The sequence below is a fragment of the Xanthobacter variabilis genome (genome assembly GCF_043831965.2).
Taxonomy (GTDB): Bacteria; Pseudomonadota; Alphaproteobacteria; order Rhizobiales; family Xanthobacteraceae; genus Xanthobacter.
The window spans coordinates 2,535,929-2,552,026 of record NZ_CM195533.1; the positions used below are offsets into that span (position 1 = coordinate 2,535,929).

The 16,098-nt window shown below is 67.9% G+C and carries 12 protein-coding genes; 3 read left to right on the forward strand and 9 right to left on the reverse strand.

Annotation, left to right across the window (positions count from 1 at the left end; all coding sequences use genetic code 11):
• Position 1: 1 nt before the first annotated feature.
• From V5F26_RS10955 to V5F26_RS10965, 3 genes are all read left to right on the forward strand, one after another.
• Positions 2 to 943, forward strand: a complete 942-nt coding sequence (locus V5F26_RS10955; protein WP_394945925.1) for a hypothetical protein — start codon at positions 2 to 4, stop codon at positions 941 to 943.
• Positions 940 to 4,380 (forward strand): ATP-binding protein, encoded by a 3,441-nt coding sequence (locus tag V5F26_RS10960; protein WP_394945926.1) that lies wholly within the window; start codon positions 940 to 942, stop codon positions 4,378 to 4,380. Before V5F26_RS10955 ends, V5F26_RS10960 begins: the two co-directional genes overlap by 4 nt.
• Positions 4,381 to 4,542: 162 nt before the next feature.
• Positions 4,543 to 5,052 (forward strand): peptide deformylase, encoded by a 510-nt coding sequence (locus tag V5F26_RS10965; protein WP_394945927.1) that lies wholly within the window; start codon positions 4,543 to 4,545, stop codon positions 5,050 to 5,052.
• Between the two features lie 455 nt (positions 5,053 to 5,507).
• On the opposite strand, the gene V5F26_RS10970 is transcribed toward V5F26_RS10965, so the two are convergent.
• The 9 genes from V5F26_RS10970 to V5F26_RS11010 all read right to left on the reverse strand — a co-directional run bounded on the left by V5F26_RS10970 (position 5,508) and on the right by V5F26_RS11010 (position 15,916).
• Complete coding sequence (locus V5F26_RS10970) at positions 5,508 to 6,662, reverse strand: iron-containing alcohol dehydrogenase (RefSeq protein ID WP_394057571.1); 1,155 nt, start codon at positions 6,660 to 6,662, stop codon at positions 5,508 to 5,510.
• Between the two features lie 44 nt (positions 6,663 to 6,706).
• Complete coding sequence (locus tag V5F26_RS10975; protein ID WP_394945928.1) at positions 6,707 to 8,173, reverse strand: NAD-dependent succinate-semialdehyde dehydrogenase; 1,467 nt, start codon at positions 8,171 to 8,173, stop codon at positions 6,707 to 6,709.
• Between the two features lie 332 nt (positions 8,174 to 8,505).
• Positions 8,506 to 9,663: an iron-containing alcohol dehydrogenase gene (locus tag V5F26_RS10980; protein ID WP_394945929.1), complete on the reverse strand. Its 1,158-nt coding sequence runs from the start codon at positions 9,661 to 9,663 to the stop codon at positions 8,506 to 8,508.
• A gap of 34 nt (positions 9,664 to 9,697) precedes the next feature.
• A complete protein-coding gene (locus V5F26_RS10985) occupies positions 9,698 to 10,342 on the reverse strand; it encodes a branched-chain amino acid ABC transporter ATP-binding protein (protein ID WP_234051955.1) in 645 nt (214 codons plus the stop codon).
• Positions 10,339 to 11,139: an ABC transporter ATP-binding protein gene (locus V5F26_RS10990; RefSeq protein WP_394057577.1), complete on the reverse strand. Its 801-nt coding sequence runs from the start codon at positions 11,137 to 11,139 to the stop codon at positions 10,339 to 10,341. The genes V5F26_RS10985 and V5F26_RS10990 overlap by 4 nt, the downstream gene beginning before the upstream one ends.
• Positions 11,136 to 12,137, reverse strand: a complete 1,002-nt coding sequence (locus V5F26_RS10995) for a branched-chain amino acid ABC transporter permease (RefSeq protein WP_234051953.1) — start codon at positions 12,135 to 12,137, stop codon at positions 11,136 to 11,138. Before V5F26_RS10995 ends, V5F26_RS10990 begins: the two co-directional genes overlap by 4 nt.
• A 3-nt stretch (positions 12,138 to 12,140) precedes the next feature.
• On the reverse strand, positions 12,141 to 13,040 hold the full coding sequence (locus tag V5F26_RS11000) for a branched-chain amino acid ABC transporter permease (RefSeq protein ID WP_234051952.1): 900 nt from the start codon (positions 13,038 to 13,040) through the stop codon (positions 12,141 to 12,143).
• A 160-nt stretch (positions 13,041 to 13,200) separates the two neighbouring features.
• Complete coding sequence (locus V5F26_RS11005) at positions 13,201 to 14,532, reverse strand: ABC transporter substrate-binding protein (protein ID WP_394057582.1); 1,332 nt, start codon at positions 14,530 to 14,532, stop codon at positions 13,201 to 13,203.
• Between the two features lie 28 nt (positions 14,533 to 14,560).
• Entirely contained in the window at positions 14,561 to 15,916 is a 1,356-nt protein-coding gene (locus V5F26_RS11010) for an ABC transporter substrate-binding protein (protein ID WP_394945930.1), read from the reverse strand.
• Between the last annotated feature and the right edge of the window lie 182 nt (positions 15,917 to 16,098).

A 16,098-nucleotide genomic window follows, 5' to 3' on the forward strand; every position in this document is an offset into this window, starting at 1 on the left:
AATGGCTGCAAGGACCAAGGCGGAGGATCGGCAGGCGGCGCTGTTGCTGCGCGCTTTGCTTGCCTGCGAAGCCGGTGGCGCGTTCCAGAAGGACCTTTCGCCAGAACCCTCGCCTAAGCTGCGCCAGCCGCTGGAGGATGAGGGGCTGATCCGCATCAGCAAGAAGAACCGCTCCAACTGGATCGAGCTGACCGAGAAGGGGCGCGAGCACGCCCAGCTCCTGCCGCCCCCCGAGGTGACGGCAGCCGCCAAGGGGACTTCCAAGGGCACCCGGACCAGCGAGGATGCGGAGCGGGAGAAGGAAGCCCTGGTGCTGCTCGGCCTGATCGCGTGCGAGGAAGGGGCCGCATGGCAGCATGAGCTATCGCCCCAGCCCACCCCCAAGCTGCGCGCGGCGCTGCAGGCCAAGGGGCTCATCCACATCACCAAGAAGGGCCGCTCCAACTGGATCGAGGCCACCGACAAAGGCTGGCACTGGGCCGGCACCCACCTTTCCGAGCTGCTGCCGGAGACGGCTTCCGGCGCCGCTGGCGTGTTGCGGCAGTGGCTTGCGCGCCTGGACACCTTCGTGAAGGTGAAGGGCCTCGTGCTCGCCGATGTGATGGCGCCCGTCGAAACCGCCGCCGTGAGTGCGGCACCGCTGGCCAGTGCCACCAATGCCGCGCCCGCGGTGCCGGTCGGGGACCTGCCGGCGCGCATCCGTTCCGCCTATCTCGCCGTCACCGGCGGCCGCCTCGCCACCCGCGTTCTGCTGCGCGATATCCGCGCGCGCTTGCCCGACGTTCCGCGCGAGGCGCTGGATGACATGCTGAAGCGGATGCAGCGCGACCAGGTCGCCCTTCTCTACCGGCTGGACAATTCCCTGGAGCTCACCGCGGCCGACCACGCCGCCGCCCTCCATATTGCCGGCGAGCCCCGCCACATTCTCTGGATCAAGGCATGAACGCGACCGCAAAGGCAGCCGCCTCCCAGCTGGCGGCATTTCAGTCGGTGGATTTCAACCCCACCCGGCAACTGAAGAGCGTATGGCGCGAGTCCCCCTACGAGGTGGCCGCGATCCATGCCCAGACCACCCGCGAAATCCTCGACTACTTCGACCGCGAAACCGAGGATATCGAGCCCGACAACGAGCCGCGCGGCTGCGTGGTGCTGGGCCCCGCCGGGCATGGCAAGACCCATCTCATGGGCCGGCTGCGCCATGCGGTGTGGGCGCGGGCGGGCTGGTTCGTGCTGCTCGACCTGGTGGGGGTGAAGGACTTCTGGTCGTCGGTGGCCCTCGGCTTCGTCAATTCGCTGCAGGTGAAATTGCCGGATGGGCAGACCCAATATAACAGGCTGATCCTGGTGCTGGCGGAGCTGCTCGGCATCAAGGGCAAGGCCGGCGACATCGTGGGCGCGCGCGGGCAGGCGGCGGGCGAGCGCATGCCTGAGCTGGCCAAGCTGTTCCGCGACGCCCTCGCCAGGCGTTACCGGGCCGAGATCATCAACCATCGTGATGTGGTGACGGCGTTGATCCTGCTGGCGTCGGACGATCTCGACCAGCAGTCCATTGCCCATGCCTGGCTCCAGGGCATGAGCCTGGACCCGCAGGAGCTGCGCGCCCTGGGCTTTATCGGCGTCAGCGATCCCATGAGCGTGGTGAAGGGGCTCTCCTGGCTGATGAGCCTCGTGGGGCCGACCCTGATCGCGGTGGACCAGATCGACGCCATCGTCTCGGCGGCCAACATCGAGACGGCAGCCGTCAGCGGGGGGCAGGAGGTCACCGAGGCGGTCGCCGTGGTGGAGCAACTGGCCCAGGGGCTGATGGATCTGCACGAGGTCAAGCGCCGGGCGGTGGTGGTCATCTCCTGCCTGGAGGCGACCTGGGCGGTCATCAAGCAGCGCTTCACGGCGGCCGTCACTGCTCGCTTCCAAGCGCCGCTGGAGCTTCAGCCGATCCCGGACAGCAGCCGCGCGGCCTCGCTGGTGGAGATGCGCCTGGCGGCGGCTTACGCGGCCGTGCACTTCAAGCCACCTTATGCCACCTGGCCCTTCCGGGGCGAGGCTTTCGACGAGGTGGTGGGGCTTTCGCCGCGTGAGCTGTTGCAGAAGTGCGAGCAGCACCGCCTGACTTGCATGCGCAACGGACGCGTCAGCGAGCTCACGAGCTTCGGTGGCTCTAAGCCGCCCGTTGAGCCGGTGCCCGTCTCCTCCGACCTCGACGGTCTTTATGCCGAGGCCTATGCCGCCGCGAACGTGGCCGACCTGTTCGCTCCGGAGCGCGAGGACGAGCTGCGCGAGCTGTTCGCCGACGCGCTCCAGTTCTTCTCCCGGCAGCTCACCATGCCGGAGGACGTGGATTGCGCGCTTCAGGCTGACCCCGACCAGAAGCGCCCCTCGCTGCACGGGCGCCTGACATTCACCTTTCGCGCCAAGGGGGATCGCGAGGAGCATTATTGCTTCCGCGTGCTGACACACATCAACGGACCCGCCTACCTGTCGCGCATCAAGGCGGCCATGACGGCATCCGGCATCGGCCGCGGTCTGGCGGGACGCCATCTGTTCCTGTTACGGACGGGGGCGCCGCCGAGCGGGCCAAAATCCCAGCAGCTCACGGCCGAGTTCCTTTCCGCGGGAGGCCGCTTCATCGCGCCCGTGGAGGCGGATCTCAGGGCTTTCGCCGCGCTGCGGAGCCTTGCCGGAAAGCCGCATTTCTCCGATTGGCTGCGGCAGAGGAAGCCTCTGTTCGAGACGCCCTTGTTCCAGGCTGCGGGCTTGTGCCCGCCGCCGTTCCTGCCGCGCGAGACGCCGCCAACGCACCGCACCGAGACCTTGGATCCGCCGATGGACGGGCAGGGCGCAGGGCCGGGAACGGGGCAGACGCTGCCGACGGATATCGGCGGCACCGGTACGGGTCCTCGCGTATGGGGTCGGGACCAGGATGAAGGCCAGGGGGCTGGCCGCGTCAATGGAGGCCAGGGTATCTCCTCGACCCGCCAGGGTATCTCCTCGACCCGCCAGGGCATGCCCTCGACCCGCCAGGGCATCCCCTCGACCCGCCAGGGGAATGGCGAGGACGAGCCGGTGGCCCTGTCCGATGAAATCCTCATCGGCCATCGCATCAGCTATCAGGGGCCGGGCGAGCCGGTGGGGCTCAAGCCTGCCCTGCTCAACCGCCATGTGGCGATCTTCGCCGGCAGCGGATCGGGCAAAACGGTGCTGCTGCGGCGGCTGGTGGAGGAGGCCGCGCTGGCCGGCATCCCCTCTATCGTGCTCGACATCAACAACGACCTCGCGCGCCTGGGCGACCCCTGGCCCACCATTCCGGACGCCTTTTCGCCGGAGGACGCGGCCAAGGCGGAGCGCTACCAGAGCCGGGCGGAGGTGGTGGTGTGGACGCCGGGCCTCGCGCGCGGCAACCCACTGGTGCTGAACCTGCTGCCCGACTTCGCCGCCATCGGCGACGGCCGTGATGCGGAGAGCGAGGACGAGCGCGCCCAGGCGGTGGACATGGCGCTCTCGACGCTGGAGCCCTACACCATCGGCCGCGGCCAGAAGGCGAACGAGCGCCGGGGCGTGCTGGCCGACGCGCTGCGGCTGTTCGCGCGGCAGGGCGGGGGCAGCCTGCGCGATCTCGTCGGCCTCCTCGGCGAGCTGCCCGACGGCTGCACGGAGATCAGCCAGGCCGAAAAGCACGGCCGGGCGATGGCCGACCAGCTCTTGTCCGCCATCGCCACCAATCCGCTCCTGCGCTCCGAGGGGCAGCAGCTGGATCCGCAGCTGCTGTTCCACGGGCGCGACCCACGGCGCACTCGGATTTCGGTCATCAACCTGTCCGGCCTGCCGTCGGAGAGCGCGCGAGAGGCCTTCGTCAACCAACTGCAGATGACGCTCTTCACCTGGCTGAAGCAGCATCCAAGCCCCACCGGCCGGCTCTATGTGCTGGACGAGGCGCAGAATTTCGCGCCCTCGCAGACGGCGACGGCCTGCCGCGCCAGCACCCGCTCGCTGGCGGCGCAGGCCCGCAAATATGGGCTGGGCATGGTGTTCGCCACACAGCTGCCGCGCGGGCTCGACAATGGCATCGTTTCCAATTGCACCACCCATTTCTATGGCCGCATGAGTTCTTCGGCCACGCTCGCCGCGACGCGTGAGCTCATGGACGCCAAGGGTGGGGCGGCGGACGATCTGGGCAAGCTGGAAAAGGGCATGTTCTACTTCTCCACCGAGGGCTTCCCCCGTCCGGTGAAGATCCGCACGCCCCTGTGCCTCTCCTTCCATCCGGCGAACCCGCCCGGCGTGGACGAGGTGGTGCGGCGCGCGCAGGCCTCCGCGAGGGTGGGGGCGGGCGATGCGGATCGTGCGCCGCGTGAGGAAGTCGCAGCCACTCAGGAGACCTGAGCAGTCCCCCACGTCGGGGCAGCGGGGCTGGTGCGCGCGGCCGGCTTGCGGTTGCGTCTGGACCTGAAGTCGTGACATGGCTGGCGCGCGCGGGGACCCCGCCGCGCCGCATCACGCGCGGTGGGCGCACGCCTGCGCCGGCATCGGGGGTGGAGCAGCATCATGTCCGTTCGGCCGATCGTGAAGTTTCCGGATCCGAGCCTGCGCGCCGTGGCCGAGCCGGTGACCGTCTTCGACGATGCGTTGCGCCAGCTCGCCACGGACCTGCTGGACACCATGCGGGCGGCGCCGGGCATCGGCATCACCGCGCCGCATATCGGGGTGGCCAAGCGGGTCGTGGTGCTGGAGCTCTCGGCCGAGGATGGGGTGCGGACCTACGTCAATCCGCGGATCCTCTGGGCCTCGGACGAGCGGGCGCGGCATCCGGAGGGCAGCGTTTCCATGCCGGGCGTGGTGGACGAGGTGGCGCGCGCGGCGCGGGTGCGCGTCGCCTATCAGGATTTGGACGGGGTGGAGCAGGAGGAGGAGGCCGACGGTCTGCTCGCCGTCTGTCACCAGCATGAGATCGACCAGCTCGACGGCATCTTCTGGCTCCAGCGCCTGTCGCGCCTGAAGAGGGAGCGCGTCATTCGCCGGGCCGAGAAGCTACGGCGTACGGCGGCGTCCGCATAGGGCGCGGCTTCCGAAGGGGGGGCGTCGGCGTTCAGAAGGCAGGGGTGCCAGGGGCAGGGGCACCGATGGGCTCGCTCCCTCTTCCGCCTGCGGGGGAGGACGAGGGAGGGCAGGTGCGTTCCCGCAAGTGCGGGGGGCATTGAAAGCGCGGTGGTCGAGGCCACCTTCTTTCGCCTTGCAGCGTCCTTCCCCCTCTCTTGTCCCCTCCTGCGCCTCTGGTCTTTTGCCGCGTCTCTTGCCGCGTCTCTTGCCCCTTCCCCCGCAAACGGGAGAGGGAGCGAGGAGGGCATAGGGCGGGCGCGCGTTGCTTGTGCCCCTTGCCAAAGCTGAATGTGCAAACGGCGCGGCCCCTGACTGGAGCCGCGCCGTTTGCGATGATGTCCTGTGCCACTGCGCTCACGCCGATGCCGGCGGGCTTGAACGCCCTCGGAGCGGGGCGCAGGGCTCTTCGGGCGTCAGTAGACGCTTTCGTAGATGCCCTGGATGTCGGCGCGGGTCATGTCGCGGGCATTGCAGGCGATGAGCCGGCGGATGCCCACATCCACTTCCTCCGCCATGGAGGGAATGGCGTCGCGCGGCACGCCCAGGTCGCGCATGCGGATTTCAAGACCCGTGGACGGCACCAGGGCTTCGATGTCCGCCACCAGCGCCTCGGCCGCCTCGGCGTCGGAAGCGAAGGTGCGGCCCGGCAGGGTCTGGCGGGCCAGCTCGGCATAGAGCGGGGTCGCCACCGGCAGGTTGAAGCGCATGATGGGCGCCATGACGATGGCGTTGGAATGCCCGTGCGGCACGTGATAGCGCGCGCCCAGGGGATAGGCCATGGCATGGATGGCGGCCACCGAGGCGTTCACGAACGCCATGCCCGCCAAAAGCGAGCCCTGGAGCATGGCGGCGCGGGCCTCCACGTTCTTGCCGTCCTTCACCGCGGTGCGGATATTGCCGGAGAGCAACTGCAGCGCCTTCACCGCCAGCGCGTCCGCCAGCAGGTTCTTGGAAGTGCGGCTGGTGAAGGCCTCGATGGCGTGCACCATGGCGTCTAGGCCGGTGGCAGCGGTGATGCGCGGCGGCAGGCCGAGCGTCAGCTCGGGGTCGAGCAGGGCCACGTCGGGCAGCAGCTGCGGCGCGTAGATCGCCTTCTTGCGGCCCTCCGCGTCGGTCACCACCGACACCCAGGTGACTTCCGAGCCTGTGCCCGCGGTGGTGGGCACCTGGATCAGCGGCACCCGCGCGCCCTTGGCGAGGTTGGTGCCGTACATCTCCTCGATGGGCTGGGTGGAGTTGATCATCAACGCCACCAGCTTCGCCGTGTCGAGCGAGGATCCGCCGCCGATGCCGATCACGCCATCGGCCTTGAATGCCCGCGCCCGCTCCACGGCCGCCAGCACCACCGACACCGGCGGATCGGCCGCCACGTCGGAGAACACATCCACGGCGATGCCCATTTCGGCGAGCGACGCCTTGGCGGTGTCGGCAAAGCCCAGCGTGACGATGCCGGGATCGCACACGATGAGCACGCGGCTGGCGTTAAGGTCCTTCATCAGCGCGCCGAGCTTCAGGAGGCCGCCGGCCTCGCAGACGATGTGGCGCACACTTCTGAACGTATAGTTCATGGCACTATCCAGATTAGCTGAATTCGGATCGATGGAATGTGCACTCAGCGAATGCCGCCGAGGCACATATACTTGATCTCGACGAAGTCATCGACACCGTACTTGGAGCCCTCGCGGCCGATGCCGGATTCCTTCACGCCGCCGAAGGGGGCCACTTCGGTGGAGATGATGCCCTCATTGATGCCGAGAATGCCGTATTCCAGCGCCTCCGCCACCCGCCAGATGCGGCCGATGTCGCGGGCATAGAAGTAGCCCGCAAGACCATATTGGGTGGCGTTGGCCATGGCGATGGCCTCTTCCTCGGTCTCGAACTTGAAGAGCGGGGCCACCGGGCCAAAGATTTCTTCCGAGAACAATTCCATGTCCTTCGAAACCTCGGTGAGGATGGTCGGCTCGTAGAAGTTGCCGCCCAGCGCGTGGGGCTTGCCGCCGGCCAGAACCTTGGCGCCCTTGGCCACGGCGTCCTTCACCAGCCGGTCCACCTTGGTGAAGCCCTTCTGGTTGATGAGCGGGCCGGTAGTGACGCCCGCCTCATCGCCCGCGCCCACCTTCATGGCGGAAACGGCCTTGGCCAGCTTCTCCGCGAAAGCGTCATAGACGCCGGCCTGAACCAGCAGGCGGTTGGCGCACACGCAGGTCTGGCCCGCATTGCGATACTTGGACATCATGGCCCCGGCCACGGCGGCGTCGAGGTCGGCATCGTCGAACACGATGAAGGGCGCGTTGCCGCCCAGCTCCAGGCTCACCTTCTTCACGGTGCCGGCGCACTGGGACATCAGCAGCTTGCCGATGGGGGTGGAGCCGGTGAAGGAAAGCTTGCGCACGATGGGGTTGGCGGTCATCTCGCCACCCACGGCGGCGGCCTGCATGGTGGTCACCACATTGAACACGCCGGCGGGAATGCCCGCGCGCTCGGCCAGCTCCGCCAGAGCGAGGGCGGAAAGGGGCGTGTCCTCCCCGGGCTTCACCACGGCGGTGCAGCCGGCGGCCAAGGCCGGGGCCACCTTGCGGGTGATCATGGCATTGGGGAAGTTCCAGGGGGTGATGGCCGCCACCACGCCGATGGGCTGCTTGATGACGATGATGCGCTTGTCGGCGCCGTGGCTGGGGATCACGTCGCCATAGATGCGCCGGCCCTCTTCCGCGAACCACTCGATGAAGGAGGCGCCGTAGGAGACCTCTCCGCGCGCTTCCGTCAGCGGCTTGCCCTGCTCGGCCGTCATGATCTGCGCCAGGTCCTCCTGGGCGGCCATGATGAGCTCGTACCACTTGCGCAGGATGACGGCGCGCTCCTTGGCGGTCTTGGCGCGCCAGGCGGGGAGGGCGCGGTCGGCGGCCTCGATTGCACGGCGGGTCTCATCGGCGCCCATGTCCGGCACCTGGGCCAGCTCGGAGCCATTGGCCGGATTGGTCACGGCGAAGGTCTTGCCCGTGTCGGCGGCGGTCCAGGCGCCGTCGATATAGGCCTTGTCGCGCAGCAGCGCGGTATCGGTGAGGGTAAGAAGGGCCATGGCTTGATGCCTCCTCGGCAGGAATTCGGGTAACCGGTGATGGCGGCGCACGGGTCGCCATGCTTCTCACGCGGCACAGGCATGGACGCCCCCGCTCGGCGGCGCAACGCACAGGTCGCTGATGTCCACGGGATGCGGAACCGGCAGGGCATGGGCTGGTGCCGGTTCGTACGTGGACGGGGGGAGGGGCGGGCGCAGGAACTGGCCGTGTCCTTCCGGACACTTGGCCCCGGAGCCGTGCGCGTTATCGGGCCGGTCTTGCCCAAACGCCGCGCGAGCTCGGGCAATGGCCCGCGAGGCGCGCTGGGAAGCGCGCCCCCGGGCCGCCAGCCTTACAGCACCGACTGGTAGATGGCGAAGGCGTCATCCTTGGAGATGGGGCGCGGATTGTTCATCAACAGCCGCTCCACCTTCATGGCGTCCACCGCGAGGCGCTCCAGGTCCTCCTCGGCCACGCCCACCTCGGTGAGGCGCTGTGCGAAGGGCATGCGCGCCACCATCTCCTGCATGAAGCCGATGAAGGCATCGGCCGCCGCATATTCGCTGGAGAAGCGCTGGCCCGGCAGCACCACCCCCGCCAGCTCCGCATAGAGCGCGGTGGCGGAGGGCTTATTGAAATGCAGCACCGGAGTGAGCACCAAAGCGTTGGACAGGCCGTGGGGCACATGGAAGTGACCGCCGAGCGGATAGGCCAGCGCGTGCACCGCTGCCACCGGGGCATTGGCGAAAGCCATGCCCGCCAGCATGGAGCCCTGCAGCATGGCGGAGCGGGCTTCCACGTCGGCTCCGTCGGCGATCACGCGATCCATGTTGGCCGTGAGCAGGCTCAGGGCCTTCACCGCCAGCGCGTCGGAAACGGCATTCTTCTTGTGCTTGCTGGTGTAGGCCTCGATGGCGTGCACCATGGCGTCGATGCCGGTGGCGGCGGTGACGGCCGGCGGCAGGCCGGTGGTCAAGGTCGCGTCCAGCACCGCGATGTCGGGATAGAGCAGGGGGCTCACCACGCCCTTTTTCTCATGGGTCGGGGTGGTGACGATGGAAATGGGCGTCACCTCCGACCCGGTGCCGGCGGTGGTGGGCACCTGGATCAGCGGCAGGCGTGGCCCGCGGGCGAGGCCGATGCCATAGATCTCGGGCAAAGCCTGTTCCGCGCCCAGCAGCAGGGCGACGAGCTTGGCCGTATCCATGGAGCTGCCGCCACCAATGCCGATGATGGTGTCGGCCCCGGCCGCCTTGGCCGCCGCGACGGTGGCGAGCACCACCTCTTCCGGCGGATCGGCCTGGACGTCGGTGAACACCTCCACCGGCTGGCCGGCGGCGGCGAAAGCCTCAAGAACGGGCGCGATCACGCCGAACTTCACGAGGCCGGCATCGGTCACGATCATCGGCCTCTTCGCGCCGAGCTCCGCCGCGAGGGCGGGCAAGCGCGTGGCGCCGCCGATCTCCTGGATGACGTAAGGGGTGGTTTCGAAGGAGAAGTTCAGGTTCATCGCGAATGCTCTGGAAACGAGGACGGGGGCGGGGTCAGTTGGTGGTGACCACGCCGCGCTCGATGTTGAACACCTGGTCGACGAGATCGGACGAGTGGGTGGCGTCCGACTCCGAAAGGAGCACGCACAGTCCCTCGCTGCGCAGCTTGCCGATCACCTCGGTGAGGCGGCGGGAGAGCACCGGCGCCACGCCCTCGAACGGCTCGTCGAGCAGCAGCAGGCGCCGGGCGGGCATGAGCGCGCGGCCCAGCGCCACCAGCTTCTGCTGGCCGCCGGAAAGCTGCAGCGCCTTGCGGTCGCGATACTGGGCGATCTCCGGCATCAGCGAATAGATCCACTCCAGCCGGGCGGGGGCATCCTTCAGCTTGTTGGCCCAGGCTGGCATCAGGATGTTCTCTTCCACCGTCAGCGAGGGGATGAGGCGGCGGTCCTCCGGCAGGTAGCTGATGCCCATGCCGGCGCGGGTATGGGCCTCCTTGTCGCCGATGGAGGTGCCGTCGAACACGATGTTCCCGGAAATGGCGGTGAGGCCCATGATGGAGCGGATCAAGGTGGTCTTGCCCGCGCCATTGCGGCCGATGAGGCCGACCATCTTGCCCGAGGGGATTTCCATCGTCACGCCGCGCAGGATCGGGATGCCGGCGATGGAGACGTCGAGATTGGAGATGGCGAGCGTCATGCCACGGAACTCCCCTGCTGCGCGGCGCCCTTCTGGCTGGCGCTCTTGTGGTCGGTGTGCCCGGTGACGAGCTCGCGCACGCGCTCATTCGCCAGCACCGCGTCGGGCGGACCGTCGGCGATGATCTCCCCGCTGTAGAAAGCGAGGATGCGCGAGACGTAGCGGCGCACCACCTCCATGTCGTGCTCCACGAACAGCACGGTGAGGCCGTGATGGCGCACCGCGGCCATCACAGTGTCCATCAGGTCGCCCTTCTCGTCTACGCTCACGCCGGAGGTGGGCTCGTCGAGCAGCAGCATCTTCGGGTTGCCGATCATCGCCATGGCGATGTCGATGAGCTTGCGCGAGCCCTGGGGCACGGCGGTCACGCGGGCATCGCGATAGCTCGCCACCTTGAACTCGGCGAGGATCTCCTCGGCCTTGGCCACCCGCGCCTTGGTGTGCAGGGGCTTCAGGAAGGAGGGGTGCGGGCTCTCGGCGGCGGCGAGCGCGATCACGAGATTGTCCAGCACCGTCAGTTCCGGGAAGAGCTGCGCCACCTGGAACGAGCGGGCAAGGCCCGAACGGGTGATGGCGCGCGGGGCGAGGCCCAAAATGGCCTTGCCGTCCATGAAGATCTCGCCGGAGGTGGGCGGCAGATAGCCGGTGACCATGTTGATGAACGTGGTCTTGCCCGCGCCATTGGCGCCGATGACGCCGACGATCTCGCCCTTATCGATCTTGACGTTGAGGTCCTTGGCGGCGGTGACCGCCCCGAACGACTTGTTCAGCTTGCGGGTTTCGAGGATCGGGCTCATGCGCGGGCGCCTCCCGTGCGGGTGTTCGAGGTGGAGGAGGGGGCGGCGGAAACCGGGGCATCCACCCGCGCGCGGGTGAACAGGCTCCACAGGCCCTTGGGCAGGAACACAACGATGCCGAGCAGGGTGAAGCCGAGGATCATCTGCCAGGCATTGGGCAGGAACTCGATGGCATAGGTGCGCACCAGCGAGAACACGATGGCCGCGAGGAACGGCGCGAACACGCTGCCCGTGCCGCCCAGGAGGGCGATGAAGACGAATTCGCCGGAGGTGGTCCAATAGGCCATGTCGGGGTCCACATGGCCGGTGGCCAGCGCCGTGAGGCCGCCGCCCAGGGCCGAGACCGCCGCCGCCGCCACATAGTTCGCGTAATTGATCCAGCGCGGGGACAGGCCGAGATATTCGACGCGCACCTCGTTCTCGCGGATCGCCTCGCAGGTCATGCCCACGGAGGAACGGTAGTAGCGGTTGAGGAAGAAGGCGACCGCCGCCGCCGCGATGACGGTAAGCACGAACACCGCGTGGGTGGCCTGCTCGCCGCCGGAAATGGTCTGGCCGAGCAGGGTCCAGCTGTTGACGTTGAAGCCGTCGGTGGAGCCGAGCTCCTGGCTCTTCACCAGCACGCCATAGAGGATCATGGAAAAGGCCAGTGACAGCATCGCGAAATAGATCTCGCGATAGCGGGTCATCAGCAGGCCCAGGATCATGGCGAGCACCACCGCCGCCACCACGCCGATGGCGAGCAGGACGAGGCCGGCGGAGATGCCCAGGAACTGGCCACCCATGCCGACCGCATAGCCGCCCACGCAGTAGAACAGGCCCTGGCCGAAGGAGACGAGGCCGGCTTTCATCTGCATCACCACGCCCTGGACGACGAGAGCCTTGGCGAGGGCGACGGTGAGAAGGAAGATCAGCCAGCCGGGGGCCGCGAACAGCCCGCCCAGGAGCAGGACGACCGCAAGGCCGATCAATGCGAGTTCAGTCTTGTCGAGGCGCATGGGTCAGATCTTCCTTGCGAGCGTGCGGCCGAACAGGCCCTGCGGCCGGATGGCCAGCACCAGGGACATGACGCCGTAAATCACGAACAGCTCGAACTGGGGGGCGAAGTGCACGGCGGCGGCGCGGGACAGGCCCAACAGCAGCGCGCCAACGGCGGCGCCCTCGATGGAGCCCATGCCGCCCACGACCACCACGGCGAAGGCGAGGACGATCACTTCCACGCCGATGCCCGGCACCACCGAGATGGACGGCGCGGTAAGCGCACCGGCCAGGGCGCCGAGCGTGGTGCCGATGAGAAAGGTGAGGGTGAACATGCGCCGCACGTTCACGCCCATGGCCCGGGCCACTTCCCGGTCATGGATGACGGCGCGCAGGATCTTGCCCAGATTGGTGCGCTCCAGCCACGCCCACAGGGCAACGCCCACGGTGATGGCGATGCCGATCAGCACCAGGTCGTAATTGGAGACCTTCAGCCCGGCGATGGTGGAGCGGCCGAGCGCGGTATAGGGCTGGTAGGCGAAATACGGGTTCACGCCGAACACCAGCTTCATGCCGTCCTCGAGGATCAGCAGCAGGGCGTAGGTGATGATCACCATCAGGATCTCATCGCGCCCATACATGAACTGGAGCAGCCCGCGTTCCACCGCGAGGCCGACCACGAGGCCGGCCACCAGCGCGGCGCCGATGAGGATCAGGAAGCTCATGCCGGCCGATCCCGACCCGTCGGCGAAATACCAGCCGATGGCGGACGCGGCCGTGTAGGCGCCGATGGCATAGAAGGAGCCATGGGCCATGTTGAGAATGCGCATGACGCCGTAGATCACCGTCAGGCCGGCGGCGACCAGGAACAGCCAGGACGCATAGATGGTGCCGTCGATCAACACGGCGAAAAAGCTCAGCATAGGACCGCATCCGTCTTGGGGGACGTCGTCTTGGGAGCGTCGTCTCGGGGGCGAACGGGCCGGCGGCGGAGGAGCCGCCGGCCCTCGGGTCACGGGATCAGTGCCGGTCAGGCGATCCCGATCTGGGAACGGCACGCCGGGCGGCGCGCCGTCGCCCGGGTCAGTTGCACTTGGCGCCGGGGAAGCCGGCCTTGATCCAGGCGTCGGAGGTGGTGCCGTCCGGCGGGGTCACGCAGTCACCCGAGAAGGTCATGACGTTCTCGATGGTGGCCTTGCCGGTCTTCGGATCATACTTGTAGGTGCCGTAGGAGATGGGCTGCACGGCCTGGTGGCCATCGGCGCGATCCATCTTCACGGTGCCGGCGACGGACTCGAAGGTGGAGCCCTTGAAGGCGTCGGAGATGGCCTCGGCGGTGGGCACGGTGCCGTTGCCGCCACCGGCCTTCTCGGCCGCCGCCTTCAGGCCGAGAATGGCCTGGGCCATCTTGGTGGCCGGGTAGGTGGGGGCCATGGAATAGGTGTCGGTGTAAGACTTCACGAACCAGTCGTTCAGGGCGTTCTTGGGCGCGAAGGCGCCGAACGGGCCGCGGGCGCCGATGATGGAGCCGTTGGGGGCCTGGTCCTTGAAGCGGTCGAGGGCGGACTCACCGCAGGTCAGCACCACGGTGGCGTCGTCCAGCAGGCCGCGGGCATTGGCCTGGAGCACGAAGGCTTCCATGTCGCCGCCCCAGAAGGAGGAGTGCACCACCTCAGGCTTCTTCACCGAGAGCGCCGAGATTTCAGCGCCATACTGGCCCTGGAACACCTTCGGCATCTGGTTCTCGACCACCTTCACCTTCGGCATGGTCTGGGCGATGGCGAGGGTGAAATCGTGCCAGCTGTCCTGGCCCCAGGCATAGTTCTGCTGAATGCCGGCGATCTTGGTGATGTCGGGCTTGGTGGCCGCGAGGTAGCGGGCCGCGCCGATATTGTCGACGGCGGCGTCGAGGCCGGTGCGGAAGCTGTACTTGGGCTTCGTGTCCTCCGAGAACAGGCGCGAGGTCCCGCAATCATAGAACACGGTGAGCGCCTTCAGCTCTTCCGCGACCGGGGCGATGGCAAGGCAGTCGCCCGAGGAGATGTAGCCCACCACGGCGTCCACCTTCTGGCGCTGCACCAGGTTGCGGAACTCTTCCACCTGCTTGGTGGCGCCGCCGGCTTCGTCGATGATGACGGCCTCGATCTCGGCGCCGTTGATGCCCTTGGAGGCGTAGGGGGCGGGCAGGGCACCCTTGTTCAGGCCTTCCACGATGACCTTGGCGGCATTGGCGGAGGGAATGCCGAACGGGCCGGCGGCCGGGCCGGACAGGAAGGTGACGATGCCGACGCGGAACTTGCCGTTCTCAGCCGCCTGGGCGACGCCCGCCAGCATGGTGGAGGCGAGGGCGGCGGCGGCGACACCCGCCGCGATGCGACCGGCGACGCGCGTGGTCGTGGATTGGGCGTTCTTCACTTGAGGTTCTCCCTTTTGAACCGGATTGTCATTGGGTGGGGCTGTCGGCCCCATGGCGAGCGGCGGCGCGGCGGGCGCGCACGAGGTCGGGCGGCGGGCGCAGGTCCTGCGCCGAATAGGCGCGGATGTTGCCCAGCATGGCCTTGGCGGGGGGGAAGTGGTCGTTGGGAACAGGGGTGCCCACGGCCTGCGCCTGCAGGATCTGGTGGGTGAGCGGATCGATGGCGGAGGCGTAGCCCTCCGGATCTTCCGGCAGCTTCAGGCGCATGCCTTCGAGCGCCTTGATCAGGGCGGTGTCGTCCGTGGCGTTGCCCACCTCGGCCACTGCCTTCGCGATCGCCACCATGCCGGTGTATGCCCCCTCCGCCGCATAGGTGGGATAGCGCCCCACCATGGACCGGAAGCCCTCCACAAAATGGCGGTTCTCTTCCGTTTCCGGCCAGTTGTTGTGGTGGCGGGCGGAGAGGATGAGGCCGGGCGGCGGCTGGGCGCCCAGCTGCACCAGCACGTCGTAATTGGCGCCGGTGTCGAAGTTGGCGACCCGCATCTGGGAGAACAGGTCGGTGGCCTGCGCCTGCTTCAGGAAGGCCAGGAAGTCGCCGCCCCACAGCGCCGTCACCACGATATCCGGCTTCAGGTCCTTCAGGGCCTGGATGTAGGAGGAGTAATCGGGCTCGTAGAGCTTGGGCCACAGCTCCGCCACCACCTCGTATTTCATGCCCAGCCGGTCCATGGACGCCAAAAGGTCGTCGCGGGAGACGTGGCCGTATTCGTAGTCGGGATTGAGGATGGCGATGCGCTGCCACGGCTCCTTGGCGCGGATGTCGCGCAGATAGCGCGCGCCGGCCGCGTTGGAGGTCCAGCTGTCGTTGGAGACGCGGAAATAATGGGGATGCTCCGCCTCGATGGTGAGGCGGGAGGAGGCGTGGTCGGTGCCGATGAGGATGATGTTGCGCCGCCGCGCCACATCGCTCACCGCTTGCGCCACGCCGGAAGAGACCATGCCGCACAGGAAGTTCACATGGTCCTTGTCGATGAAGTTCTCAGCCAGGCGCAGGCCGTAGGAGGCCTTCGAAAGCGCATCGTCGACGATCACGCGCAGGCGCGGGCCGGGCTTTCCCGTCACCCGCCCATCGGCGATGTCCTTCAGGGCGAGGCGGATGCCCTGCACGCTGTCTTCGCCATAAATGGCCGCGCGGCCGGTCATGGGATAGATGCAGCCCACCACCGCGTCCGCTTCCTCGGGAGAGGCGCCGAGCTCGATGCGCTCCGCGTGGGCGGCAAGGCTGGCGCCCATCAGCAGGCAGCCGGCGAGCGCGAGGCGCCTCAGCGCGCTTCGCATCCCTCGGTACACCGGATGATGACCCAGCTTCCGCGTCTCCACGGCTCCATCCTCCCTTTCGAGCGCTCGCTCGTTTCATTTTTGTTAGGGAGGGAACAGCAAAGGCCGTGCCAGAAGGAGGCGGGCGCGTAGCGGCTTGCAGAGCCTTGCGATTTTCGCAGGGGCGATGATCGGCGCGCGCAGGGCTGAGCGGAAAGCGCTCCCCTGAGCGGCGCTCGTGAGCG

Bases quoted from the DNA above. Each gene is read 5' to 3' on its own strand.
- V5F26_RS10965 (WP_394945927.1), top strand. From the start codon at position 4,543: ATGTCCGTTCGGCCGATCGTGAAGTTTCCGGATCCGAGCCTGCGCGCC.
- V5F26_RS10960 (WP_394945926.1), top strand. From the start codon at position 940: ATGAACGCGACCGCAAAGGCAGCCGCCTCCCAGCTGGCGGCATTTCAG.
- V5F26_RS10955 (WP_394945925.1), top strand. From the start codon at position 2: ATGGCTGCAAGGACCAAGGCGGAGGATCGGCAGGCGGCGCTGTTGCTG.
- V5F26_RS10995 (WP_234051953.1), bottom strand. From the start codon at position 12,137: ATGCGCCTCGACAAGACTGAACTCGCATTGATCGGCCTTGCGGTCGTC.
- V5F26_RS10985 (WP_234051955.1), bottom strand. From the start codon at position 10,342: ATGACGCTCGCCATCTCCAATCTCGACGTCTCCATCGCCGGCATCCCG.
- V5F26_RS10980 (WP_394945929.1), bottom strand. From the start codon at position 9,663: ATGAACCTGAACTTCTCCTTCGAAACCACCCCTTACGTCATCCAGGAG.
- V5F26_RS11000 (WP_234051952.1), bottom strand. From the start codon at position 13,040: ATGCTGAGCTTTTTCGCCGTGTTGATCGACGGCACCATCTATGCGTCC.
- V5F26_RS10970 (WP_394057571.1), bottom strand. From the start codon at position 6,662: ATGAACTATACGTTCAGAAGTGTGCGCCACATCGTCTGCGAGGCCGGC.
- V5F26_RS10990 (WP_394057577.1), bottom strand. From the start codon at position 11,139: ATGAGCCCGATCCTCGAAACCCGCAAGCTGAACAAGTCGTTCGGGGCG.
- V5F26_RS10975 (WP_394945928.1), bottom strand. From the start codon at position 8,173: ATGGCCCTTCTTACCCTCACCGATACCGCGCTGCTGCGCGACAAGGCC.